The organism is Halomarinibacterium sedimenti, assembly GCF_019312585.1.
Classification (GTDB): domain Bacteria; phylum Bacteroidota; class Bacteroidia; order Flavobacteriales; family Flavobacteriaceae; genus Halomarinibacterium; species Halomarinibacterium sedimenti.
Genome location: NZ_JAHWDP010000002.1, coordinates 1 through 24041, shown reverse-complemented (window position 1 = coordinate 24041; position 24041 = coordinate 1). Strand labels below are relative to the sequence as shown.

The window sequence follows — 24041 nt, the reverse complement described above, 5'->3', positions numbered from 1 at the left end:
GTTTTTGTTTGTTTGATTTGGATAAAAGCTTCATAAGCAATTATGGAGCTTTTAATTTCAAATTCAGAACAAAATGCTAAACCTATTTTAATACCTACTACTAATAAACTATAAATCTTAAATAATTAAATATGAAAAAAGTAAGCTTCACAAAGAATAAAGTAGCGGGCGCATTTCTTGGAGTCCTTGTGCTTTCCATCGCTTTTATAGCGTGCTCTAATGATGATTCTTCAGGAACTGTTACCGAAGAAGAAGAGGAAGAAGTAGTCACCGAGTTACATGCCGCTTTTTCGGCATTTAATTCGGATGCAGTGACCATTTATCTCGATGGATCGAATGTAGTGATTGAGACCACGGGATTGCCTAATCACGAAACGGTATATTGGGGTGTGGGTCATGAGCTTTACCGTGACGAACCCGATGTGGCATTAACACCCTCCAATATGTCTAGCAATAATAATGCTACCTCCATCACTGTGGATGCCACACCCGATTTATCAGGAGCTACCGTAGCCACTCAATTAAACACTATTGGTATTGCGGTAAGTGGAGCCTCCATATTTAATGATTCGGAAGGGAATGGTCCTTTGGATCAAGCGGCAGCTAGCTTAGATTGGACAGGAGCTCATATTGGCCCAGGAGTATATCATTATCACTTAGAGCCAAAGGCGTTTACCGATGATGATGACAACTTGGTTGGAATCTTACTGGATGGTGTATTTCTCTACGGAAGAAAATGTAATTCAACGGGGACCTATCCTACCGATTTAGATGCGTCGGGAGGGCATACGACAACCACGCAATATACCGATGGGGAAGAAGAGTACCATTATCATATTATTAACGAATTATACTCAAATACAGGATCTTATATCGCGTTTGCGGGTCCATATCAAGGGTATTAAAATATACAGCATGAAGTTCTATTTAGTACTTATGGTTTCTTTTTTACTTTGCACAGGGTGTGGAGATACGGTTTGGAATACACCCGTTGAAAGTGACTCGACCCTACAAGCAAAGGGGATTGAAATTGACACTATGGAGGTACTAAAAGAGGTGTTGGTGCTTAATCAGCTTGAAGGCAGATGGTATTATAATGACCAGCCTTTTTCCGGTTATTCTGTAAAGTATCACTCAAATGATACGCTAGGAGAAAGGCTTGGTTATTATAACGGAAAGCGAGAAGGTATTGCCCAAAAATGGTCGGATCATGGGGTGTTGCGTATTGAATCGTATTATAAAGAAAACAGATTGGACAGTGTCTATACCACTTGGTGGGAGAACGGTGCCATAGCGTCACAATCGTATTACAAAGATAGGGTAAAGCAGGGTTATGAAAGAGAATGGTACCCCACGGGGCAATTGGCAAAAGAACGTCAGTTGGTAGACGGAAATGAAAACGGGTTGCAAAAAGCTTGGTTGCAAAACGGAAAACTCTATGTGAATTATGAAGCTAAAAATGGGCGCATCTTTGGGATGCGAAAAGCGAACTCTTGTTATACATTGGAAGATGAAAACATTGTTAGAGATAAAAAAATATAGTCTTTTAAGCGGTATTGTATTGCTGTTTTGCGTAGGATGTAACAACGAAATAAAAAAGGAAAATATAAACGTTGTTGAAACTAGCAGAACGGACTACCTGCCGTATTATAGTGATGAATCTTTTACGCCTCATTGGTTCACCCCCGGGTCTAAAGAGGAGCAAGCCTTTCATAAAATTCCAGATTTTACTTTGGTGAATCAGTTAGGCGATACCGTTACACAACAAACATTTGAAGACAAGATTTATATTACCGACTTTTTCTTTACTACCTGTCCTGGGATTTGCCCAAGGATGACCGATAATATGTGGAAGGTTCAAGAGGAATTTAAAAATGATGCTGAAGTACTATTGTTGTCACATTCTGTGATGCCTTCGACTGACTCGGTAGCGGTGTTAAAAGAATATGCCAAAAATCATAACGTTATCGATGGCAAATGGCATTTGGTGACAGGGGATAAGAATGAAATCTATACGCTTGGTAGGGCATCCTATTTTGTTGAAAATGATTTAGGAGAAGAAAAGAGTATGGATGATTTTTTACACACTGAAAACTTTCTACTGATTGATAAGGACAAACACATTAGGGGCATTTATAACGGTTTAAACAGGGCTTCTATACAGCAATTGATGGTGGATGTAAAATCGCTAAAGGAAGAGGATAAAGGGTAATCTATTGAGATAGGGGTTAAATTTAAATAGTAGGTATAAGATCTCAAGAGTTAGATAGGTCTAACTTAAAAGGAATAACATTTTTATACTCTAGTGTACTAAAAGTACTTTTGTAGCCTGTAACATTTTTTAAAATTTCCTACTTATACAATAGATCAATCAAAACTATCATCATGGAAGTTCTCAATCACACCCAAAAACGCACCGATAACCCCTTATTGGTCATTACGCACCTTTCGCAATTACTTACCTATTTTACAGGATTTGGAGGTCTAGTAGTGCCGCTTATTTTATGGCTTACCCAAAAAGATAAGGTGGAGGATATGGACGCACATGGGAAGCAAATTATTAACTTTCAGATAAGTTTAATTCTGTATATGATTATTGGAATCCCTGCTATTTTATTATTAGGTGTAGGTATTTTGATCCTCATTTTTGCATGTATCATTGGTTTTGTAATGCCTATTGTAAATGCTATAAAAGCCAGCAATGGAGAGGCGCCAAGTTACTTTGCAACCTTTCGAATTATTAAGTAAAAAGTAAATTCAAAGGGGGACTAGTACCACTTTCAACCCCACTGTTTGCAGATGTTTTTTTAAATTGGCCCATATTTGTGGCATACTAATTAAAACATAAACTATTATGAAATCTTATCTAACTAAAACTAACATGATGACAAAAAATGTACTTATTGTATTTGTCTTTTTAGTTACTTCGGCACTTTTTGCACAAGAGACTAAACAAAAGGAGAATAAAGGAGTTTTCACCTTCGAAAGCACCGTTATCGATTACGGCAATATAGAATACAACTCTGATGGAGTACGTGCGTTTACATTTACTAACACAGGTAATGCACCTATTATTATTACCCAAGTAAAAGGGAGCTGTGGTTGTACGGTACCTACCAAACCCGATGGACCTATTATGCCAGGAGAAACTGCGGAGATTGGTGTAAAATATGCCACTAATAGAGTAGGGCAGTTTACCAAAACGGTTACGGTTACTTCTAATGCAAGTGAACCTACTATTGTTTTAAAGATAAAGGGAAAAGTATTGCCTGAAAAAGAAAAAGGAACCAGTGATATGGAGTAATCCTACTTCATTCTATTGAAAAAGGAAGCCATTGGCTTCCTTTTTTTGTTTTATGACCTCACAAAATTAAAGTCCTGAAACCAAAATGTTATTAAATGATCCCGTCATAGTAATGGTGGTTCCTGTATTGATATTCGCTGTAATATTAAAAGTTCCCGTCACCACACGATTGCTAGGATCGTTATTGCTTTCTTTGTTTTGGGTAATTTTCATACTTCCCGAAATGGAATTGTAAATTACTTGTGTTTGTGCGTCACGGAATAAGGCACTGGTTTGAAATCCGTTGGAATCGATATTTCCAACTTCTTTGGTGACGCCATTGGTAAAGCCACCCGTACTATTCATAAAAAGCCTAATGGTGTTTCCGTTGGCATCTACCACGGCAATGGTAAACCCATTACTGCTGTCTGCAGAATAGCTTCCTAAAGTGGCTGCTAGATTACTGTAAGGACCACCATTAATAGTTGCGTTAAACGTTGCCTCTGCGTCGGTATCACTTCCACCATCATCTTTTTTGGAACATGAGAGGATAAGGATTGATAAAAATAATAGGCTAAGTGTCTTAAGAATTTTCATAAATAGAAATGTGTTACGTTAGTATTGGTTTTTGTTTATACTAATGACACATCGTAACATAGATATAATGTCATCACTACATAAAAAAACCCACCTATTGGTGGGTTTTACACTTAAAAAATAGTTTGGCTAGTTATTGAGCATTACAGGCATCACAAGCATAGTCACTTGTTCGCCTTCGTCCAAACCGTCCACGGGGGTTAAAATCCCAGCACGATTTGGCAGCGACATTTCTAAAGAAACTTCGTCGCTTGTTAAGTTATTCAACATTTCGGTAAGGAAACGCGAGTTAAATCCTATTTGTATATCATCGCCTTGATACGCACAGGTTAAGCGTTCGTCGGCTTTGTTGCTGTAGTCGATATCTTCGGCAGAAACGTTCAATTCGGCCCCCGCAATTTTTAAACGGATTTGATGCGTGGTTTTATTACTAAAAATACTCACACGACGTACCGAGTTTAAAAATTGGTTTCTGTCGATGGTTAATTTGTTTGGATTCTCTTTTGGGATTACCGCTTCGTAGTTAGGATATTTTCCATCTATTAAGCGACATACCATTTCGGTATTTTCAAATGTAAACTTGGCGTTGCTCTCGTTATACTCGATGGTTATATCTTCTTCGCTACCTGCCAAAATTCCTTTTAAAAGATTTAGCGGTTTTTTCGGCATAATAAATTCAGCCGTTTCCGAAGCTTTTACATCACTACGGGTGTATTTTACCAATTTATGCGCATCGGTTGCCACAAAGGTCAATTCTTCAGTAGAAAACTGAAAAAACACACCACTCATCACAGGACGCAAATCATCATTCCCTGCGGCAAAAATGGTTTTGCTAATGGCAGTTGCTAATATATCTCCTTGAATTTTAGTAGCACTGGGCTCTTTTAATTCAATAGCATTAGGGAAATCTTCACCATCGGCATACGCAAGCGCATATTTACCGCTACTAGAGCTAATTTCTACGGTGTGATTGTCTTCTACCGTAAATGTAAGTGGTTGCTCTGGAAAGGTTTTTAGCGTATCCAACAGTAAACGAGCTGGAATACACACAGCGCCCTTTTCGTTGCTTTCTACATTCAGTTTTGAAGTTATGGTCGTTTCAAGATCGGACGCAGAAACCTTTAGGCTGTTTTTATCCAATTCGAACAAAAAGTTATCTAAAATAGGGAGGGTATTGTTATTGTTGATAATGCCCCCAAGCACTTGTAATTGTTTCAGTAAATATGAACTCGATACAATAAATTTCATTCAGTTATTTTTTCGATTAAAGCTTCTTACAAATATATCCCAAAACGCTTGTTTGCTAAAACAAACTTATTAACAACTAGCGTGTGTATTTTCTTTTTCTGAAGTAGGAAAATAAAATTCCAAAGACTGCCAATAATCCCAATGGTAACAATAGGTTCAAGAATTGCCAAGTGCTTCTTTTCTCTGCTGTTTTTTGTGGATCGAGAAAAGGAATGGCAATTTTCTTTGTTCGAATGTTTATAAGTCCGCTATCCTCCAAAAGATAATTGACCGTATTGAGCAAAAACTCCTTGTTTCCATAATAGGTGTTTGTCCATTTATCAAACCCCAATTCTAAAGGTCGTCCACGATCCAATTGGTTTTTAATAACATCTCCATCACTAATGATAACCATTTTTGTGGGGGTACTTTTTACAAAATCCTTTTCCGCTTTAAATGGCTTTATTCGGTTAGCATATACCGAAGTAAATTCGCCTTCCAACAACACTGCTAACGGAATTTCACCTGCTGTAAATTCGGAAGGGTCTGGACCTTCGTTCATGATTTTTAAATTTTGCGGAATCTCTTTGTTGATATCAATTTCGGCAGGTAATCCTACTTTTTTTGAAATGGGTGAAGTACTTAGTAATACCGTTTTTTTGATGCTATTGGGCAGGGTATCAATAGCGGAAGCATAATCGAATTTCACGGCTTCTATGTTCGTTACAATGGGGTGGCTATTGGCGCTCTGAGATAACGGACTAAACAACCAAGGGTACTTGCTATACTGACTTTCGTTATTATCACCCGTGGCTAAGGCAATAGGAGCTGCATATACATCCTTTACCAAATCTGGGTTGATACGCACACCATATTTAAAGAAGAAATCATTTAAGTTTAAGTCTTTACCAAAGGCAAACGTGGTACTTGATTCGGTGTCTATTCTTTGTTCGGTGGCATCGACCAACCAAAGGGATGCGCCGCCGTTCATAGTAAATTGATCGAGGGTATATTTTTCTTCTTCCGTAAACGGAATTTTGGGTTGAGCTGCTATGAGTAAATCGTATTTTTTTAGTTCTTCGAGCGTTCTTTGCGGACTTATCGCTACCGAATCTAAGGTGAATTGCCCAATGTAGTAATACTCTCCAAGGGTTTTCAGGAAATCGGCTATGTATTTGTCTTCTAATTCCGCATTCCCTTTTAAAATGGCAACCTTCCTTTTCTTGGGTTGCGTAAGTTTACTAAAACCATCGGCAAAAGCGTATTCAAGGTTTTGGATAGAATTGTTAATCCGTTCTTCTTGCGTACTACCCAATTGATTTTTTAATAACGGAATACGAACCGTTTTTTCATTGTGATAGGCGAGTGCCCAAGGGTATACAATTTCGGAAGTGAGTTTGCCATTCTCTTTAATTTCAACTTGTGCCCCGGTAAGTCCGAATTCGGTCATTTGCTCCTGAATGGCGGCAATGTCTTCTTCTCCTTCAAGTGGGTTGATAAATTCGAAAATTACATTAGAATTATACGCCGAAAATTCTTCTAGGAGCTGTTCAGTTTCAGCTTGTAAGCGTTTAAATTCTGGGGGTAAATTGCCATGCAAAAACACATCCACATAAATGGGGGAGTTGGTCGTTGCAATGGTGTTTTTAGCAGCTTCAGAAAGTGTGTATCGTTTGTCTTGAGTAAGGTCGAAGCGTTTGTACACCCATTGCCCTAATAGGTTAATGAGCACAATTATTGCAATGGCAATTCCAAGGGTTTTTATGTTTTGTGGGTTTTTCAGCATTACTTTTTCTTCAGATTTAAAAAAGTGAGTACTAAAAAGAATCCTGATACACTTAAGAAATAAACAATATCCCTAGTATCTAGTACGCCACGCGCCACACTATTAAAATGTGTTTGCATTCCTAAAAATGAAACATCTAAGGCATTAATAGCCGTTGAAATTCCGTCAAAGGCGTAATACATAATAAAGCAGAGCAGTACGGCGATGATAAAGGCTACGATCTGATTTTCAGAAAGGGTAGAAGAAAACACACCGATAGCTGTATAAGCCATGGCTAGGAATAACAACCCAATGTAAGAGCCAATGGTACTTCCTAGGTCCCAATTGCCAGGAGGATTTCCTAAATCTGAAATGGTGAAAACATACAAAAGGGTGGGGAGTAAGGCAAGTAGTATTAATAGTAGCGCTCCAAAATATTTTCCAAGAACAATGTTTTGTAAAGAAATAGGCTTCGTAAGCAATAATTCTAGTGTGCCCATACGTTTTTCTTCGCTAAAGGCACGCATTGTTATTGCAGGAATAAGAAATATAAAAACCCATGGGGCAAGTTCGAAGAAAGGTGCTAAATCGGCAAAGCCATTGTCAAAAATGTTGAAGTTGCCCGAAAACACCCAAAGAAATAAGCCGTTAAGTACTAAAAACACTCCTATGACCAAATAGCCTATAGGCGAAGCAAAGAAGCTGTTTATTTCCTTTTTTATAAGTGCAAGCATAGATTATCTCAATTCTTTTTCAAAACATAAACTGTTTTCTACCCCAGCATATTGCCCGTAGTTGTCCATTCTATTGTAGCCATTTTTTTTATAGAGTGCAATGGCTTCGGGTTGTTTTATCCCTGTTTCTAATACAGCCGAAGTAAACCCTAATTCTTTTGCCCAAGTTTCTAATTCATTTAAAATAGAAGAGGCAAATCCTTTCCCTCTTTGTTGTGGCAGGGTGTACATACGTTTTATTTCAACTGAATCCACTTCAAAAGGCTTAAATGCGCCACATCCTACCGGAATTTCTTCCGCATAGCAAACCACCACATTTTTCAACATACCAATTTTATTGAATTGGTTGTAAAAAGCGTGGTCCTCCCCATCACGAATGGCTAGGTCTGCATCAAGTAGTTTTACCAATGCAACAAAGTCTTTATTTTCTGAATTTGTTCTTATAATCTTCACGGTAAATTAACTAAGGTATCCACACTCCAAGCTTCGGCTTTTTCTTTAAACATGGGTTTTGTAACACTCCAAACCTCTTTAAATAAATCACTATTTCTATAGTTTTCAAGGTCATCTTCGGCGTTCCATCTGCTATAAGTGAAAAATATATTTTCCTGATTTTTATCGCGATATAATTCTAACAATTCACAGCCTTCAAACCCACGTATCTTTTCTTTTACCTCTTCAAAATTATTCAAAAAAGCAGGAATGTGTTGAGGTTCAAAAACCATTTTTACAATTCTTGTAAACATTATTCAAAATTTACGGTGATAGTATCCCAATATTCAAGTCCGAATAGGGTAGAAGCACTACCCACGGTTTTAGGGTTACTTTTATAAATAGCCAATTCTAAATAATTAGATGAATTCCAAAGGGCTAATTTTTTTCCGTCTTCTTCACGCTTTTCTGGTGGAAGGTCAAAATTAATGGCATCACTGTAATTTTTATGCACATTAGAAAAGGTAGCGGTACGTGCAGAAATTTTAAAATCACGTCCCATTCCAATTTTTTCAAACAAACTTTTGGTAATATTTGTTATTACATTTCCGTAGTTATCAATATAAATAACCGTACCCAAAATCTGATTTGCTTCAGGATTTACCACGGGTCTTATTCCTTTCAGTTCCTTTAAATCATCAATGAGTTTTCCAATTACTTCCAAGGTTCCTCCACGGGCAATATGGCACGCTACTTTTACAAATACATCTAATACCGGGAAATTAGATTCTACACGATCGTGAATATTAATCTCCACAATTTTTTCGGGTTTTATTTCTGAAGCTAATAAAGAAATAATGCCATTGTTAGCACAAACAAAAAAATGACCATCGAGCGCCACGGCAATGTGTTTGTTTTCGGCATTGAGTTCACTGTCAATTCCAATAATATGAATCGTACCTTTTGGGAAACTTCTGTAAGCGTTTTGAATGATATAAGCGGCTTCCGTAATATGAAAAGGAGAAATAGAATGTGAGATATCAACAATGCGAAGCGATTCCAATTCACTATATATAGCACCCTTAACGGCACCTACATAATGATCTTTCTCTCCAAAATCTGTCGTTAGGGTTACAATGGGCATTCTGAAAAATTGTTGATATTTTGTTAAAACAACTCGTACAAAAATAAGGTACTTTTGCGATTAGAAAAACTATATTTACAATAACTATGTATCTCTCTTAAAATTATATCGCTTTTGAACGAACTTATAGTCGAACTTACTGAAATTAGCCCCAGAGATTTCTTTGGAAATCAAAATGCTAACATTGAACTTATCAAAAAATACTTCCCTAAACTTAAGATTGTTGCCAGAGGAAATAAAATCACTGCCTACGGAGACGAAGAAATTCTTGAAGAATTTGACACCCGCCTTACCTTAATTTTGGAGCACTATGCTAAATACAACAAAATTGATGAAAACTCAATAGAAAGGGTTTTGTCTAGTGATAGCAAGGAAGAATATCAAACGTCCGAAGGGAGTGACCAAGTACTATTACACGGTGTTAATGGAAAACTTATAAAAGCACAAACCGTCAATCAGAGGCGTTTGGTGGAATCTATGTTCAAAAATGATATGGTTTTTGCCATTGGACCCGCTGGAACAGGAAAGACCTATACGGGTGTTGCCTTAGCGGTTAAAGCGTTAAAGGAGAAACAAGTTAAAAGAATTATTTTAACTCGACCAGCCGTGGAAGCAGGTGAAAATTTAGGATTCCTCCCAGGAGACCTAAAAGAAAAACTTGATCCTTATATGCAACCTCTGTATGATGCCTTGCGGGACATGATTCCCCATGAAAAATTGGAATCTTTTATTGAAAAAGGAGTCATCCAAATTGCACCCCTTGCATTTATGAGAGGAAGAACCTTAGACAATGCTTTTGTAATTTTAGACGAAGGTCAAAACACAACTCATGCACAAATGAAGATGTTTTTAACTCGAATGGGGAAAAATGCAAAGTTTATGATTACGGGAGATCCAGGTCAAATAGATTTGCCTAGGAGAGTGATTTCAGGTTTAAAAGAGGCGTTATTAGTTTTAAAAGAAATAGAAGGTGTTGGAATGATTTACTTGGATGATAAAGATGTGATTCGCCACCGTTTAGTGAAGAAAGTAATTGCAGCGTACGATGCCATTGAAAATCGAAACTAATGAGTAATACCATTATTGATACTAACTTTCAGTTTCCTGGACAGAAGAAAGTCTATAAAGGAAAAGTGCGTGAAGTATATACCCTAAAAAATGATATTTTGGTGATGATTGCTACCGATAGGCTTAGTGCTTTTGACGTAGTGATGCCAAAGGGGATTCCGTATAAAGGGCAGATATTAAATCAGATAGCCACCAAAATGATGAAGGATACTGAGGATTTGGTGCCTAATTGGTTGCTAGCTACCCCAGACCCTAATGTAGCCGTAGGAATCGCTTGTGAACCGTTTAAAGTAGAAATGGTCATTAGAGGCTATTTAAGTGGCCACGCGGCACGCGAATACAAAGCAGGAAAACGAATGATTTGCGGTGTACCAATGCCCGATGGGATGAAAGAAAATGATCAATTTCCAACTCCTATTATCACGCCTGCGACCAAAGCCGAAAAAGGCGACCACGATGAGGATATTTCTAGGGAGAATATATTAAAACGGGGCATTGTTTCTGAAACAGATTACCTTCAGTTGGAGGATTATACTCGTAAATTGTTTCAAAGAGGTACTGAAATAGCGGCTGAGAGAGGTTTGATTTTGGTAGATACAAAGTATGAATTCGGAAAAACTAAAGAAGGTAGGATTGTTTTAATTGATGAAATCCACACGCCCGATTCTTCACGTTTTTTCTATGCTAATGGCTATCAAGAAAGACAACAAAAGGGTGAGCCTCAAAAACAACTTTCCAAAGAGTTTGTGAGACAATGGCTAATTCAAAATGGGTTTCAAGGATTGGAAGGACAACAAGTACCTTTTATGAGCGATGAATACATTGAAACGGTTTCTGAAAGATATATAGAACTCTACGAAAACATTACGGGGGAGGCTTTTGTAAAGGCCGATGTTTCAAAAATTCAGGAACGAATTGAAAAAAATGTTTTGGCGTATTTAAAACATTAATCCTTTTGGGTTATCTTATTAGGATATTCAATTTCATAAGAAGTATTTGCCTTAAGACCTTCGAGTGTATAACGCTCACCATTACTCCAGCGAACCTCAAGGGTAACCATTTTATTTATGCCAAGTCCAAAATGTTGTTGCTTTGGATGTACTGATAGATATCCTGTAGTACTGTGAATTTCTCTCCAAATGGCTCCGTTTATAATGATTGAAGAACCTATAGCATCGTTATTAATTTTAGCCTCTGGATTCCCAATGAGTTTTATTTTAATCCAATCATTTTCATTGGATGTTTTATTCTCTAGAAATGTAGCCTTTTCATGATAATTATTGATAATAATATCAAGATCGCCATCTTCATCAAAATCGAAATAAGAAGCACTTCTTGCATTGCTATTTAAATCGAGCGCAAACTCTTCGGCCTTGTTAAGAAGAATACCCTCCTCATTTACAAAGAATACATTTTTTTCACGATCACTTTGGGCATATTCTATGGATTTTGATTCTTCTTCTCGTTCAAAATAAAATGGATTTTCACTAGAATATACGCTGAAGTCATTCATACCATTTAAACAATACAAATCTTCGTCTCCATCATTATCAAAGTCAAAAAAATCGGCATCCCAAGACCAACCAGTGGCCGAATATCCTCTTCCTATATTATCTGAAAGTTGATAGGAAATTTCAGAATTATTAACTGAAGATAGAAACAAATCATTGGCTTCCACCGTTCTAATATTCGCCATTTTTTTTGGGTCAAATTTCATGGTGGTATTTTCATTGGGACTCACATATTTTTCATCCTTTTGCATGACTACAATATTGGATATGTAAAAATCTGGATAAAAATCTCCGTTCAAATCGGTGATCCCAACGTTCATAGTATAGGAAGGCTTATCGGTTCCTAATTGCTTGCTTATTTCAGAAAAAGTACCATCTTGGTTGTTTATATAATATTTGTTGACTCCAAAATCATTGCCAACAATAACATCTTGCCAACCATCTTGATTAATATCAGAGTGACCAACCGCCTGAGTCCAACCTGTATCTGAAGAAATGTCGCGCAAATAATCAACTTCTTCAAACTTAAAATTTCCTAAATTCCTGAAGAGCTTGTTAGGCATTCCATTTTGGTTGTCTCTTCTAATGGTAGGAAGTATCCCTTCAATGTAATTTCCAAAATAACCAATATAGATATCCAGCAATCCGTCATTGTCAAAGTCGAAAGCCGTTGCCGGACCCGCTACAGCATTTTCGCCTCCTAAATTAGCTATGTTGGATACATCCACAAATTCTAATTCGCCTTGGTTATTGTACAATTTATGTTGTGCGTTGACGTACGAGATAAAAACATCCTGTGTCCCGTTATTGTCGAAATCTGCAATAATTGGTTGTCTTGCTTCACCGTAGGACTTTAAGTCATTGTCCCAAGCGTTTAAAAGGGTACTTTGGGTAACATCCTTAAAACTTCCATTTTGTTGATTAATCAAAAGCTTGTTGCCAAAACCTCCTAAAAGAAGAATGTCCATCCAGCCATCGTTGTTTAGGTCCTCACATGCCACACCAGATCCCCCAAAAGCAGGTGGTATTGAAAGTTTAATAACATTTTCTTCTAGGGATGTTGAGTAGCTTCTTATAAACCTATTGAGCCAGTCTGATGATTTATGTTCAAAATCTACCCCCGTAATATTATTTACAATATCAAATTTTCCAATTGATGATGTTGAGGAATTATTTGATGAGTTAATTTTAGAAACCTCTTTCTTTACATCCGTAAAATCATAGGTATTTATTAAGGATTGGATGTGCTTACGTGCTTTTTCAATAGCTGAAATATCAAGAACTGTTTTAGCATCATTTTTTGAAATTTCTCCGGCTACACGAAGCACCAATACTCCAAATTGTGCAATCCCTTCAACCAATTGTTCAGCTGCATTAGGATCAATACTTTTTATATTTTCTTTTGCTAAATCATCTAAGGCATAACCTAATATCCTCCAATGAAATCCACTATCTCGAAAGGCATCCAAATCGTAGGATTCTATCGCAATTTTTTCAGTCAAATTATTTGGAAAAAAGGTGACATCTTCAAAAGTATTTGTTTCACTTGGTAAAAATAAATGAAGTGCTTTTTGAACTTGAATAGGTCGAATTATTTGAGAATTTGATGCTGAGCTATTTTTATTTGAAAGTTCTAATAAAGACTTTGTAAAACCAATTAAGGATTCTATATAGTAGGATCGAAGATTATTTGAAGTTGGTAAATCTGTAGGCCATTTTTGACGTGCAAAATACACTTGAATATTTCTCAAAAAAACACTTTCTGAAAGCTGATTGTAGGTTGTATAGGCTTCGATTTTTTTAGTTATTATTTCTTCAAGAATTTCATTGTTTTCTGAAGCTTTTATTATTTTCCTATCTTGTTTTGGATACTTCGAAATTGATAAAGAATTTTTGTTTTTTGATTCATTTAGAATTAATAACCAACTTTCTTTTAATCGTTCTTTAGAAATTGTTTTTTCATTTGCTTTTCGAGCATTGATGTCGGCTATTTTTAAAGTGACTAACGTAATAAGATTTACATATTCATTTGCAAGTTGCAATGCTTCACTATCAAAAGCCAACAACTTATTTTCAGAAAAATAAAATAAATCTTGCTCTACCGATAATAAAGAACGGTATCCATAAGAAACAGATGCGTATTGTCTATAATCCTTGGCGTTTATAGTAATGGTTCCTGTAGTGAGTTTGTATTGATAATTTCCATTTTCTAGTAATTTGTATTCGGTTAAATCTTGCAATACGGACTCTAGGTGTATTCTTTTTATTTTTAAATGATTGCCGTTTTTGGCAAGGGCAGAACCTTTTTCCTTTAAATAATAAATAAATTCTTTCTGAATATCAATCTTTAAATTTCGGGCTTCTTCTTCTAGTGGAGTGCCATACATAAAATCTTCAAGTCTATTTGCGGTAGCATAACATTTGGGATCCCGTTCTTTTTCTAAATCATAAATTTTATCAATAATATCTGAAATGCTTGAAGACTGTTGGGCATATAACCCCATTACCTGAAATAAGGTGATAAAGACAAAAACCCGTTTAAATTGATTTAAAACCATAAAGTTATTTAACTCATAATAATTCAATAAATATAAAACAATTAAAAACAGAGCTATGGTATTTTACTAACCCTTTATCTTGATTTTGGCTTTTTAATCGATTAAACCATTTAAAGTCCAGAATACAGAATTAATTTTTTTAAATTTAGAAAACTAACTAACCAAAATCCTTTTTATGAAATTCCATTCTTTTATTCTATTATGTGTTTTTCTTGTGTTGCCAATTAGTATTATGGCTCAAGAATCTGATTCAAGTTTGGCACAACCTCCTATAGGTAGTCCAATTGTAGATCGTGATGTTCCCACGAGAGATATTATTCATGCTGACGATGTCATAATTAATGGCGGAAGTCTTTGCGTGGGCTTTGATTGCGTGAATGGTGAAAGCTTTGGGTTTGACACCGTTCGATTAAAAGAAAACAATTTGCGTATCCACTTTGATGATACCAGCGTAGGCACCTTCCCTGGAAATGATTGGAGAATCACTATTAATGATCAAACAAATGGAGGAGAAAGTTATTTTGCTGTTGACGATGCTACTGCTGGTAATAACCCTTTCCGCATTGAAGCAGGAGCGGGAGCCAATGCTATTCATGTAAGTAGTAGTGGAGGTAATGTAGGATTGGGGACTAATACCCCTGTGGTCGAATTACAAATAACAGACGGCGATACACCTACTATGCGTTTGGAACAAAATGGATCAAGTGGATTTACGCCGCAGACATGGGATATTGCTGGAAATGAATCCAATTTTTTTGTTAGAGACGCTACTAATGGTAGTACCTTGCCTTTTAGAATACAGCCTGGAGCACCAACTGGAACATTAAGCCTAGGTGACGATGGAAATATTGGAGTGGGTATGGCAGGTACAAATTATCCTAACCCAAACGCATCAATTGACCTAAATGCTACAAACAAAGGACTTCAATTAAATAGATTGACAACAGTACAACGTGATGCACTAGGGGTCGCTCTTGGCGCGGCAGAAGTTGGTGTCGTGGTTTTTAATACAGATGATGGTTTGTTATATACATGGGATGGCGCTCTTTGGAAAACTGCAGGGGCAGATGACCAGACTGCTGATGTCTTTCAATTAAACGGGAATGACTTAGAACTGTCTTTAGAGGATGATGGAGTTGCAACTCTAACTGTTGATCTTTCTGGATATTTAGATAATACCGATGACCAAGTTGCGGATGTCTTTCAATTAAACGGGAATAACTTAGAACTTTCCTTAGAAGATGATGGGGTAGCTACACAGACAGTTGATTTATCAGGATTTTTAGATAATACCGATGACCAAGTTGCGGATGTATTTCAATTGAATGGAAATAACCTAGAACTTTCCTTAGAAAATGATGGGGCAGCAACACAAATAGTAGATCTTTCAGGGTATTTGGATAATACCGATGACCAAGTTGCGGATGTATTTCAATTAAATGGAAACAACTTGGAATTGTCTTTAGAAAACGATGGTGCCCCAACACAAACTGTGAATCTTTCAGGATACCTAGATAATACCGACGACCAACAATTATCTTTAACGGGTAATACTTTAGCACTTGAAGATGGAGGGAATGTTGATTTATCAGGATATCTAGACAATACCGACAACCAAAACATTTCTGGTTCAGGACTGGCGGGTAACATATTGACTATTGGTATTTCTGGAGGAACTTCAGAAGATGTGGATCTTTCGGTTTTTAATAATTCAGGTACAGATGACCAACAATTGACACTCACTGGGAATTCTCTTGATTTAGAAGATGGAGGAAGTGTTGATCTTTCGGGATATTTAGATAATACAGATAACCAAAGTATTACGACGTTCAATCTAGAAGGAAATTTGTTAAAGCTTCAGCTTGAAAATTCGAATGTTGTGGAAGTGGATTTATCTTCCATTTTAATTCCATTAGAAGTAGAAAACGCTAGTCAGCAGCTCCAAATAGATGATCTTATAGCTCGAGTAGAATTTTTAGAGGCTTGTGCTTGTCAATTACCAATAGATGATATTATTTCAGACCCAAATAGTCCGTACTTATTTCAAAATATACCAAACCCATATGGGGATGTCACAAGTATTAGATATTACATTCCTTTTGAATATAATAAAGCAGAAATTGTCTTAACTACTGTTACAGGTCAAATACTAAGGAGGATCCCTGTAAATAAAGTAGGAGAGGGAAGTATTGAATTTAGTAGAACTGCTTTAAGCTCAGGGATATACTTATATACATTGTACCTAGACGGAAAAAGAATCGATACAAAAAGAATGTTAATAGATTAATTTGATAATAAATAGTGTAATAAAAATTAGCCTTCATTTTTTTGGAGGCTTATTTATTTTTAAAACTATACACATATCCTAAGCTAAATTCTGTAAAATCAGCCTGACCTAGATTTGAATTTATATGTGCTGCCACAAAGAGGTTATGTGTTGGGACATCATTATTACCAAACATATAGTATTTAATCCCCATTCTGGACGAGATAATATGTTTTAGTTTAAACTTGGTGGTAAATTCACCTAAGACCCAATCTTCTGGTATCTCCCTTGGGGTGTTATCCCACCCTTCATTAATTCGCCAATCAATTTTGTAGGCAGGTTTAAATACATTGGCGCCAATTTGTAAATCAATACCTATGTGGTTTAATAGAAACTCTCCATTAATTGTAATACCTAATGCAGTTGCGTTATACCAAGGATTTTTTCTGAAATCTTCAAACTCTCTACCATCCTGAACCAATGATTCATTATTTTTTATATAATCATAATAATGATCATAATAACGGTAATAGAATCCAATTCCTAATTTATAGGTTTTGTTAATCACTTTTCCATATTCCCCAGCAATGGTGTAAATCGGTTTTTGATCATTAAATGCAAGAGATAGCACATTATTTCCTAAACCAAACCGAAGCGAGGCAAACCTATATTGGCTTTTTTCTGGAATTACTCTTTCAACGGTACTTTCTGCGGAAGGCTTGTGATACGGGTTTTTTATATCTATTGAAAAACTACCTAAAAAGGAATTCAACCCTTGATTGGGTAACTTAGTATGCCCATTCGAGTGGTGATAATACCCAATTCCAATACGCCAATCAAGTTTTTCTGTTTTAATAAACTCGTAATTAAATCCTGCTCGAAATGACCAAGAAACATCTGTAGTAATGGCTTGATTAAATGGGTTTTCGACAGGGTCATACTTTATTGGGAAGTAAGAAACACCCATTCCAGTTAGAATTTTTAGTCTTTTACTTTTAAAAATATTGAATTCAATAATAGGCATGGCAGAAATAGCATACCCAATTTCCTCACTATTACCAAAATCTGTTAAACCAAAATTAATGGCTGTTTTAGGCGCATTAAGCCAATATGCCCATTCTTGGGGATTGTTGTGGTGTTCTCTTCCGAAGCCAATAATGAGCTGCTTTTGAAGCGATCTATCTGGAAAGAAATCGTTTGCTTCGGCAGAAATCCCTAGCATAAACTCAGGAGTAATTACAAATTCCGAAGCCTTTGAAATTGAATTTTCCTGCGCAAAAGCGCAAAGTGTTCCGATGAAAAATAAAGTGGTTAGTATGTTTTTCATTGAGTACAAATAAAAACATTTGATTTGAATTTTAAAATTATAAATTGCAATAAGAAATATTAACCTTGGATATACTCAACGCTTTTGAACAACTAACCTCGCAAATGGCTTCCATTGCTTGGGGCTTACCTTTGCTTATCATTTTAATAGGAGGAGGACTGTATTTATTAATACGAATTCGCTTTTTACCCTTTCGATATTTATTCCATGCGGTAGCTGTTTTACGAGGAAAATACGATGACGAAAATGATGAGGGAGAGATTTCTCATTTTCAAGCCTTAACCACAGCATTGTCTGCAACGGTAGGGATGGGTAACATTGCAGGGGTCGCTGTAGCGATCACATTGGGTGGGCCGGGAGCTGTATTTTGGATGTGGGTGAGTGCCGTTATAGGAATGTCCACCAAATTCTTTACAGCCACCTTGGCCATATTATTTCGGGGAAAAGATAGTGAAGGCAAAACGCAAGGAGGTCCTATGTATTTTATTATGGAAGGGCTTGGAAAAAAGTGGAAACCGCTGGCTGTGATGTTTAGTATTTCTGGGCTTATTGGAGCTTTACCAGTGTTTAATGTAAATCAACTTACACAGGCGATTGATGATATTTTATTGCAACCAGCAGGCTTATCTATGGGTTTTAAATCTAATTTAGTCATTGGAATTATTCTGGCTACCATTACGGCCTTTGTTATATTAGGAGGTTTATCGCGTATTAGTAAAACCGCCGAGAAATTGGTTCCTACAATGGTAGTGTTGTACTTTGGATTAGTACTCATTATTTTAGGGGTGAATTATGAAATTGTTCCATATTATATAAAACTAATTTTCACCGATGCTTTTTCTGCTTCCTTTTATAAAGGAGATGCTTTTTTAGGGGGTGTTGTAGGTGGGTTGATTTTATTAGGGATTAGACGAGGTGCTTTTTCAAATGAAGCGGGGATAGGTACAGCGCCTATGGCACATGGCGCTGCAAAAACCAACGAACCAATTAGAGAAGGGTTGGTTGCGATGCTCGGTCCAGCAATTGATACTTTAATTGTTTGTTCATTAACAGCTTTAGCCATTTTGGTTACTGGAGTTTGGGAAACAAGTGATAGTAATGGGGTTTCTTTAACGGCAACTGCCTTTGAAAATGCCATTCCGTATGTTGGAAAATATGGGTTGCTGCTGTGTATTTTAATATTTAGTATTTCTTCTCTTTTTTCGTATTCGTATTATGGGACAAAGTGTATGTCTTTCCTTTTTGGAGCAGAAAAAAAACACATCTATAATTATTTTTACATTGGAAGCATCATTTTAGGTGCCACAACGACCCTAAATACAATGCTCAATCTTATTGATACTTTTTTTGCATTGATGGCAATTCCAACTATGTTAGCAACTGTAATTTTAGCTCCAAAAGTGATTGCAGAAGCGAAAAAGTATTTTAATAAAATAAAGGAGAATTCTATTTAAAAGATTGTAACACAGATTCCAACTGTCTTGTAAAAATGGTTGCACCAGAAGGGTTTAAGTGACTATGGTTCCAAAAGTTCTTTAATGAATAATGAATGGTGTCTGTTTCAGCAGTTAGGAATTTTACTTCAGGATATTTTTTTTGAATCACGTTAAAAATACTGTCCCTTCTATTTAAAATTTCAGGATTTCTTTTTTTTAGAAAGGTTAGATACATAGGTGTGGCAGAAATCACCACGTTTTTGTTTTGTTTTTTTAATGAATCAAGAAGTTTGAAAAGAGTTGCTACGTTCGTTTCAAAAAGATTCAAATTTGGTTCAATATTAATTCTAAATCGCTTTATGGTGTCAATTTTCACTTTGTTATAATTCTGCTTAGTAAACTGCCCATAACCATCATTACTATTAAAACCGTATTCATTAAATGAAGGAATATTCTTTTTATCAATATAGTATTCTTCAATTCTTTCAGAAAAGAAGGATGGGTTTGAAAGGTAAACAAGTCTGTCTTTAAAATAAGCAGTTCTCTCAAAGCAATTGACATCATAATACTTGTAATAGAGGCTATTCTTCCAGAAGTCTTTTCCGTTAGGGGCTATTTCAAAATGACTATAGGATATTTCAAGAACAACATTCTTTACTGAGGGGAACTTTTCGCGTATGCCATTATAAAGCTTTAAGTCCGTATCAAGGAATTGATTCCCGGAAGCTAAATTAAGTGTTGGGGATTCCATCCATTCTGGATTTACGGCATTCATTAAGTGTGAGGTCCCTAGAATCAATGTTTCAATAGAATCTCCACTTTTTTCAATGTATTTTTTATTAACCGAAAAGTGTGAAGGGATCGAGATTGTCAGCCATTCTACAGCCAAAAAACCAACCAAAACTGGAATAAAAAATAGGAGGCTATATGTGATAAACTTACGTTGCATTAAAACTGAAAATAGATAAAAGCTTCTTTTGGCTCGGCATACCGAATGATAATAAAAATGAAGGCGTAATAAGCAACCCATCGTACTGGTTTTGGCACCCAATTTTCAAATTGTTGCAATGGGTAATCTTTCTTTTTGGAAAGTAATTCAGCAAAAAGGATAAAAATTAAATAGCCCAATTTCCAACCGATTAAAGTTGTAAAAGCACCGTCCAAAGCGAAACTGAAAATTCTACTAAAAATAAGATCCAGTTGTTGGTAGCTTTGTGCTCTAAAAATTAAACATAAAACCGTGTATAAACCAGTTGTATATATAAATGAAAAAATATAGGGTGTAGATGTTAAAAATTTTCTAAGAGTTATTTTATTTTGAAATAGTGATATCCGCTCTAACACAATAATAAGTCCATTTAAGAAGCCAAAGACTAAAAAATTCCAATCTGCCCCATGCCAAAAGCCAACCAGCGTCATAGTAAGAATAATCCCAATACCTCCAACAACAGGACTTTTTTTGAATGAAGAAACAAATGGAATGTAACAGTAATCAGTAAACCACCGTGTGAGTGTAATATGCCACCTTTGCCAAATATCCGAAATACTAGTAGCTAGGTAAGGCAAATTAAAGTTTTTACTTAATTTAAACCCAAATAGTTTTGCTGTGCCAATGGCAATATCTGTATACCCAGAAAAATCACAATAAAGTTGAAAGAAAAAGAGTGTGCCAGCAAAAAGGAGTGTGATAAAGTTGTAATCACTGGGCTGATTGTAAACCATGTCTACGGCAAGGCCTAACTTTTCGGCGACAATAATCTTTTTAAAAAGTCCCCATAAAATTTGACGTAATCCTTCTTTGCTTTTTTGAAAATCGAATTTCCTTTGCTTGGCAAACTGCGGGATTAGGTCTTTGGCTTTTTCAATAGGTCCTGCAACCAATTGGGGAAAGAAACTCACAAAACATAGAAAATGAATCAAGTTATTGGTAGGTGGTATTTTCTTCTTGTAAACATCAATGGTGTAGCTCATAGTTTGGAAGGTGTAAAAACTTAATCCCACAGGGATAGCAACATTCCAAAAGTTATAAGTTGAAGATGATTCTATGTTGAATAAGGCTTCAAAACTTTCAATAAAAAAATTGAAATATTTGAAGAGAAAAAGTACTCCTAAATTCCAAAGAATACTAGACCACAGTAGTACTTTCCTTTTTGAATTGCTTCGGCTTTTTTCAATATAAAGCCCAGCTAGATAATCCACTAAAGAACTTGCGATGATAAGAATTAAAAAGCGCCAATCCCAAAAGGCATAAAAGAAGTAACTCGCTACTAAAATGAACAAGTTTTGGGCTTTCAATCGTTGTACTCCAATACCCCAATAAATGCAATAGGCAATGACTAGAAATAAGCCAAAATCAAAAGAATTGAATAGCATTTATAAGTTCTTTGGGTTAAAGATAAAAAAATGGGAGCCATTGGCTCCCATTCAGTAATTATTTAATCGAAATAACTAAAAGATTCCCCATCTTTTAATTTGAGCAATGATTCGTAAATTAATTTTATGACATTTTCAACATCATCTCTATGTACCATTTCTACCGTGGTGTGCATATAGCGTAGGGGTAAAGAAATAAGGGCGCTCGCTACACCGCCGTTGCTGTATGCAAAAGCATCTGTATCGGTGCCAGTAGCTCTAGATAAAGCCGCTCTTTGAAAAGGGATTTTATTGGCTTCTGCGGCTTCAATAATTAAATCTCGAAGTTTTTGTTGGACCGCTGGAGCATAAGCAATAACTGGACCTTCTCCAATTTTCGCAAAACCTTGTTTCTTTTTATCGATCATTGGTGTAGTCGTGTCGTGGGTAACATCGGTAACGATAGCTACATTTGGTTTTATACGTTCGGTAATCATTTGCGCCCCTCGCAAACCGATTTCTTCTTGAACAGAGTTAGTGATATATAATCCAAAAGGAAGTTTCTTTTTGTTTTCATGAAGAAGCCGAGCCACTTCAGCAATCATAAAGCCACCCATTCGATTATCCAAAGCACGGCATACAAATTTGTCTTTGTTTAAAATATGAAATTCGTCAGGGTAGGTAATGACACAACCTACATGGACTCCCATTTTTTCAACTTCTTTATTGTCTTTTGCACCAATATCAATAAAGATGTTGTCAGGTTTTGGTGCTTCTTCTTTTGCTAATGTTCTGGTATGTATTGCTGGCCAACCAAATACACCTTTCAAAATTCCCTTTTTGGTATGGATATTTACGACTTTAGAAGGTGCTATTTGATGATCACTTCCTCCGTTCCTAATAACATATATAAGACCATTGTCACTAATGTAGTTTACGTACCAAGAAATCTCATCGGCATGACCCTCAATAACCACTTTGTACTTTGCTTTGGGATTTACTACTGCTACTGCCGTGCCATAGGTGTCTGTAATAAATTCATCTACATAAGGTTTTAAATACTCCATCCACATTTTTTGGCCATCCCATTCGTATCCAGTTGGTGAAGCATTGTTTAGATATTTTTCTAAAAAAGTGAGTGATTTTTTATTCAAAATAAATTTTGCCATATCGGTTTTTTTAATTGCTTTCAAAATTAGGAATTAATTAATAACCTTCCCACGTCAATTTGTTATTTTTGGAACGATTTTAGAAGAAAGACAGTTACATTTAAAGAATTCATTTTTGAAACACCTATTATATATTTTTCTTTTTATAATTCCAACTGGCGTATTTGCTCAGGATACTATTTCGTATAATGAAGTTAAAAGTGATACCTCGGAAGTATACTATTATATAATAGAAGGGGATACCATTCCAAGAGAATTTATAGATCTTGACGAAGTTGTTTTGTTGAACAAGCTTCAGTTCAATTCAAAAGAAGACAGAAGACGGTATTTAATCCTAAGAAGAAAAACTAGAAAGGTGTACCCATTTGCAAAGCTTGCTTCGGAAAGATTAACCGTTATGACCGAAAGATTAAATACGATAGAAAGTAAAAGATTAAAGAGGAAGTATACAAAACGCATTCAGAAGTATATTGAAGAAGAATTCTCTGAAGAATTAAAAAAGCTTACCCGAACGGAAGGTCAAATATTGGTAAAGCTAATACATCGCCAAACTGGAAGAACGGCATTTGATCTAGTAAAAGAACTACGGACAGGATGGAGAGCCTTTTGGTATAATACCACGGCAAGTATGTTTGATATTTCTTTAAAGGAAGAGTATAAGCCTTATGAGGTAAAGGAGGATTACTTAATAGAAGACATCTTGGAACGCTCCTTTCAATCTGGACTTTTACAAAGACAGAAGCCAGCCTTCAATATTGATTATTTAGAATTAACCTCCCATTGGAATAATTCCGTAAAATAAACTTGCACACTTTTAGAAAATAGTGTAATTTAGTAGTTCCGCTTTTTGAAAAAACTCACTCAATATTCAAGCACTCAGGTGTTTACAAACTGTTAATAAAAAAGGTTGAATTTTTTTAATAATAGTTTTGGTTAATTGAAAAAAGCAGTTGTATATTTGCACCCGCTTAAGGGGAAGGTGTGGGATTGAAATAAGATGATTTGGTAATAAAAAATGTGGTTCGATTCCACAGCGTCTAACGAGTAAAAGTTCATTGATATATTGAAATTGACAGCGTAGGAATATATATTTTAGGATATATATTTCAGACGAAAATTAAACTAGACTAAGTAAAATACCTGAGATTTTTTTGAGGGCTTTTTGTTGTGAT

The 24041-nt window shown here is 35.9% G+C and carries 22 protein-coding genes; 10 read left to right on the top strand and 12 right to left on the bottom strand.

The genetic code is table 11. The features are described 5' to 3' along the window. The first annotated feature begins 131 nt into the window (after window positions 1–131). The 5 genes from KXJ69_RS04785 (at window position 132) to KXJ69_RS04765 (ending at window position 3304) form a co-directional block, all read left to right on the top strand. Complete coding sequence (locus KXJ69_RS04785) at window positions 132–905, top strand: YHYH protein (RefSeq protein WP_219051834.1); 774 nt, start codon at window positions 132–134, stop codon at window positions 903–905. Between the two features lie 10 nt (window positions 906–915). After that, entirely contained in the window at window positions 916–1542 is a 627-nt protein-coding gene (locus KXJ69_RS04780) for a toxin-antitoxin system YwqK family antitoxin (RefSeq protein WP_255571207.1), read from the top strand. Further along, window positions 1511–2212 carry an SCO family protein gene (locus KXJ69_RS04775; RefSeq protein WP_219051833.1) on the top strand — a complete coding sequence of 234 codons (702 nt, stop codon included), beginning with the start codon at window positions 1511–1513 and terminating at the stop codon, window positions 2210–2212. The genes KXJ69_RS04780 and KXJ69_RS04775 overlap by 32 nt, the downstream gene beginning before the upstream one ends. A 173-nt stretch (window positions 2213–2385) precedes the next feature. After that, on the top strand, window positions 2386–2748 hold the full coding sequence (locus KXJ69_RS04770; protein WP_219051832.1) for a DUF4870 domain-containing protein: 363 nt from the start codon (window positions 2386–2388) through the stop codon (window positions 2746–2748). 106 nt (window positions 2749–2854) lie between these two features. Next, window positions 2855–3304: a DUF1573 domain-containing protein gene (locus KXJ69_RS04765; protein WP_255571206.1), complete on the top strand. Its 450-nt coding sequence runs from the start codon at window positions 2855–2857 to the stop codon at window positions 3302–3304. 66 nt (window positions 3305–3370) lie between these two features. Here KXJ69_RS04765 and KXJ69_RS04760 read toward each other — a convergent pair whose 3' ends face one another. The 7 genes from KXJ69_RS04760 to KXJ69_RS04730 form a co-directional block, all read right to left on the bottom strand. After that, window positions 3371–3880 carry a hypothetical protein gene (locus KXJ69_RS04760; protein WP_219051831.1) on the bottom strand — a complete coding sequence of 170 codons (510 nt, stop codon included), beginning with the start codon at window positions 3878–3880 and terminating at the stop codon, window positions 3371–3373. Between the two features lie 129 nt (window positions 3881–4009). Further along, on the bottom strand, window positions 4010–5128 hold the full coding sequence (dnaN, locus tag KXJ69_RS04755) for a DNA polymerase III subunit beta (RefSeq protein ID WP_219051830.1): 1119 nt from the start codon (window positions 5126–5128) through the stop codon (window positions 4010–4012). Between the two features lie 76 nt (window positions 5129–5204). Further along, window positions 5205–6893, bottom strand: coding sequence for a gliding motility-associated ABC transporter substrate-binding protein GldG (gene gldG / locus KXJ69_RS04750; protein WP_219051829.1), 1689 nt, complete (start codon window positions 6891–6893; stop codon window positions 5205–5207). Continuing rightward, window positions 6893–7606: a gliding motility-associated ABC transporter permease subunit GldF gene (gene gldF / locus KXJ69_RS04745; protein ID WP_219051828.1), complete on the bottom strand. Its 714-nt coding sequence runs from the start codon at window positions 7604–7606 to the stop codon at window positions 6893–6895. The genes gldG and gldF overlap by 1 nt, the downstream gene beginning before the upstream one ends. Window positions 7607–7609: 3 nt before the next feature. After that, window positions 7610–8059 carry a GNAT family N-acetyltransferase gene (locus KXJ69_RS04740; RefSeq protein ID WP_219051827.1) on the bottom strand — a complete coding sequence of 150 codons (450 nt, stop codon included), beginning with the start codon at window positions 8057–8059 and terminating at the stop codon, window positions 7610–7612. After that, on the bottom strand, window positions 8056–8352 hold the full coding sequence (locus KXJ69_RS04735; protein ID WP_219051826.1) for a putative quinol monooxygenase: 297 nt from the start codon (window positions 8350–8352) through the stop codon (window positions 8056–8058). The genes KXJ69_RS04740 and KXJ69_RS04735 overlap by 4 nt, the downstream gene beginning before the upstream one ends. Next, on the bottom strand, window positions 8352–9182 hold the full coding sequence (locus KXJ69_RS04730) for an SAM hydrolase/SAM-dependent halogenase family protein (protein WP_219051825.1): 831 nt from the start codon (window positions 9180–9182) through the stop codon (window positions 8352–8354). Before KXJ69_RS04730 ends, KXJ69_RS04735 begins: the two co-directional genes overlap by 1 nt. A gap of 114 nt (window positions 9183–9296) precedes the next feature. Between KXJ69_RS04730 and KXJ69_RS04725 the strand changes: the two genes are divergently transcribed. Beyond that, entirely contained in the window at window positions 9297–10250 is a 954-nt protein-coding gene (locus tag KXJ69_RS04725) for a PhoH family protein (RefSeq protein ID WP_219051824.1), read from the top strand. Further along, window positions 10250–11200, top strand: coding sequence for a phosphoribosylaminoimidazolesuccinocarboxamide synthase (locus KXJ69_RS04720; RefSeq protein WP_219051823.1), 951 nt, complete (start codon window positions 10250–10252; stop codon window positions 11198–11200). The genes KXJ69_RS04725 and KXJ69_RS04720 overlap by 1 nt, the downstream gene beginning before the upstream one ends. Here KXJ69_RS04720 and KXJ69_RS04715 read toward each other — a convergent pair. Next, window positions 11197–14319 carry a CRTAC1 family protein gene (locus tag KXJ69_RS04715; RefSeq protein WP_219051822.1) on the bottom strand — a complete coding sequence of 1041 codons (3123 nt, stop codon included), beginning with the start codon at window positions 14317–14319 and terminating at the stop codon, window positions 11197–11199. The two genes, KXJ69_RS04720 and KXJ69_RS04715, sit on opposite strands and share 4 nt — an antisense overlap. A gap of 175 nt (window positions 14320–14494) precedes the next feature. Between KXJ69_RS04715 and KXJ69_RS04710 the strand changes: the two genes are divergently transcribed. Next, window positions 14495–16606 (top strand): T9SS type A sorting domain-containing protein, encoded by a 2112-nt coding sequence (locus KXJ69_RS04710; protein ID WP_219051821.1) that lies wholly within the window; start codon window positions 14495–14497, stop codon window positions 16604–16606. Between the two features lie 49 nt (window positions 16607–16655). On the opposite strand, the gene KXJ69_RS04705 is transcribed toward KXJ69_RS04710, so the two are convergent. Continuing rightward, complete coding sequence (locus KXJ69_RS04705; RefSeq protein ID WP_219051820.1) at window positions 16656–17912, bottom strand: acyloxyacyl hydrolase; 1257 nt, start codon at window positions 17910–17912, stop codon at window positions 16656–16658. Window positions 17913–17977: 65 nt separating this feature from the next. On the opposite strand from KXJ69_RS04705, the gene KXJ69_RS04700 reads away from it, so the two are divergent. Beyond that, window positions 17978–19366: an alanine/glycine:cation symporter family protein gene (locus KXJ69_RS04700; RefSeq protein WP_506737244.1), complete on the top strand. Its 1389-nt coding sequence runs from the start codon at window positions 17978–17980 to the stop codon at window positions 19364–19366. On the opposite strand, the gene KXJ69_RS04695 is transcribed toward KXJ69_RS04700, so the two are convergent. The 3 genes from KXJ69_RS04695 to KXJ69_RS04685 all read right to left on the bottom strand — a co-directional run bounded on the left by KXJ69_RS04695 (window position 19359) and on the right by KXJ69_RS04685 (window position 22869). Next, on the bottom strand, window positions 19359–20297 hold the full coding sequence (locus tag KXJ69_RS04695; RefSeq protein ID WP_219051819.1) for a hypothetical protein: 939 nt from the start codon (window positions 20295–20297) through the stop codon (window positions 19359–19361). The two genes, KXJ69_RS04700 and KXJ69_RS04695, sit on opposite strands and share 8 nt — an antisense overlap. Continuing rightward, the gene (locus tag KXJ69_RS04690; protein ID WP_219051818.1) at window positions 20297–21721 is read right to left on the bottom strand and encodes an MBOAT family O-acyltransferase; all 1425 of its coding nucleotides are present in this window, start codon (window positions 21719–21721) and stop codon (window positions 20297–20299) included. The genes KXJ69_RS04695 and KXJ69_RS04690 overlap by 1 nt, the downstream gene beginning before the upstream one ends. A gap of 62 nt (window positions 21722–21783) precedes the next feature. Further along, the gene (locus KXJ69_RS04685; protein WP_219051817.1) at window positions 21784–22869 is read right to left on the bottom strand and encodes a M42 family metallopeptidase; all 1086 of its coding nucleotides are present in this window, start codon (window positions 22867–22869) and stop codon (window positions 21784–21786) included. 115 nt (window positions 22870–22984) lie between these two features. On the opposite strand from KXJ69_RS04685, the gene KXJ69_RS04680 reads away from it, so the two are divergent. Then, window positions 22985–23671: a DUF4294 domain-containing protein gene (locus KXJ69_RS04680; RefSeq protein ID WP_219051816.1), complete on the top strand. Its 687-nt coding sequence runs from the start codon at window positions 22985–22987 to the stop codon at window positions 23669–23671. Window positions 23672–24041: the final 370 nt, after the last annotated feature.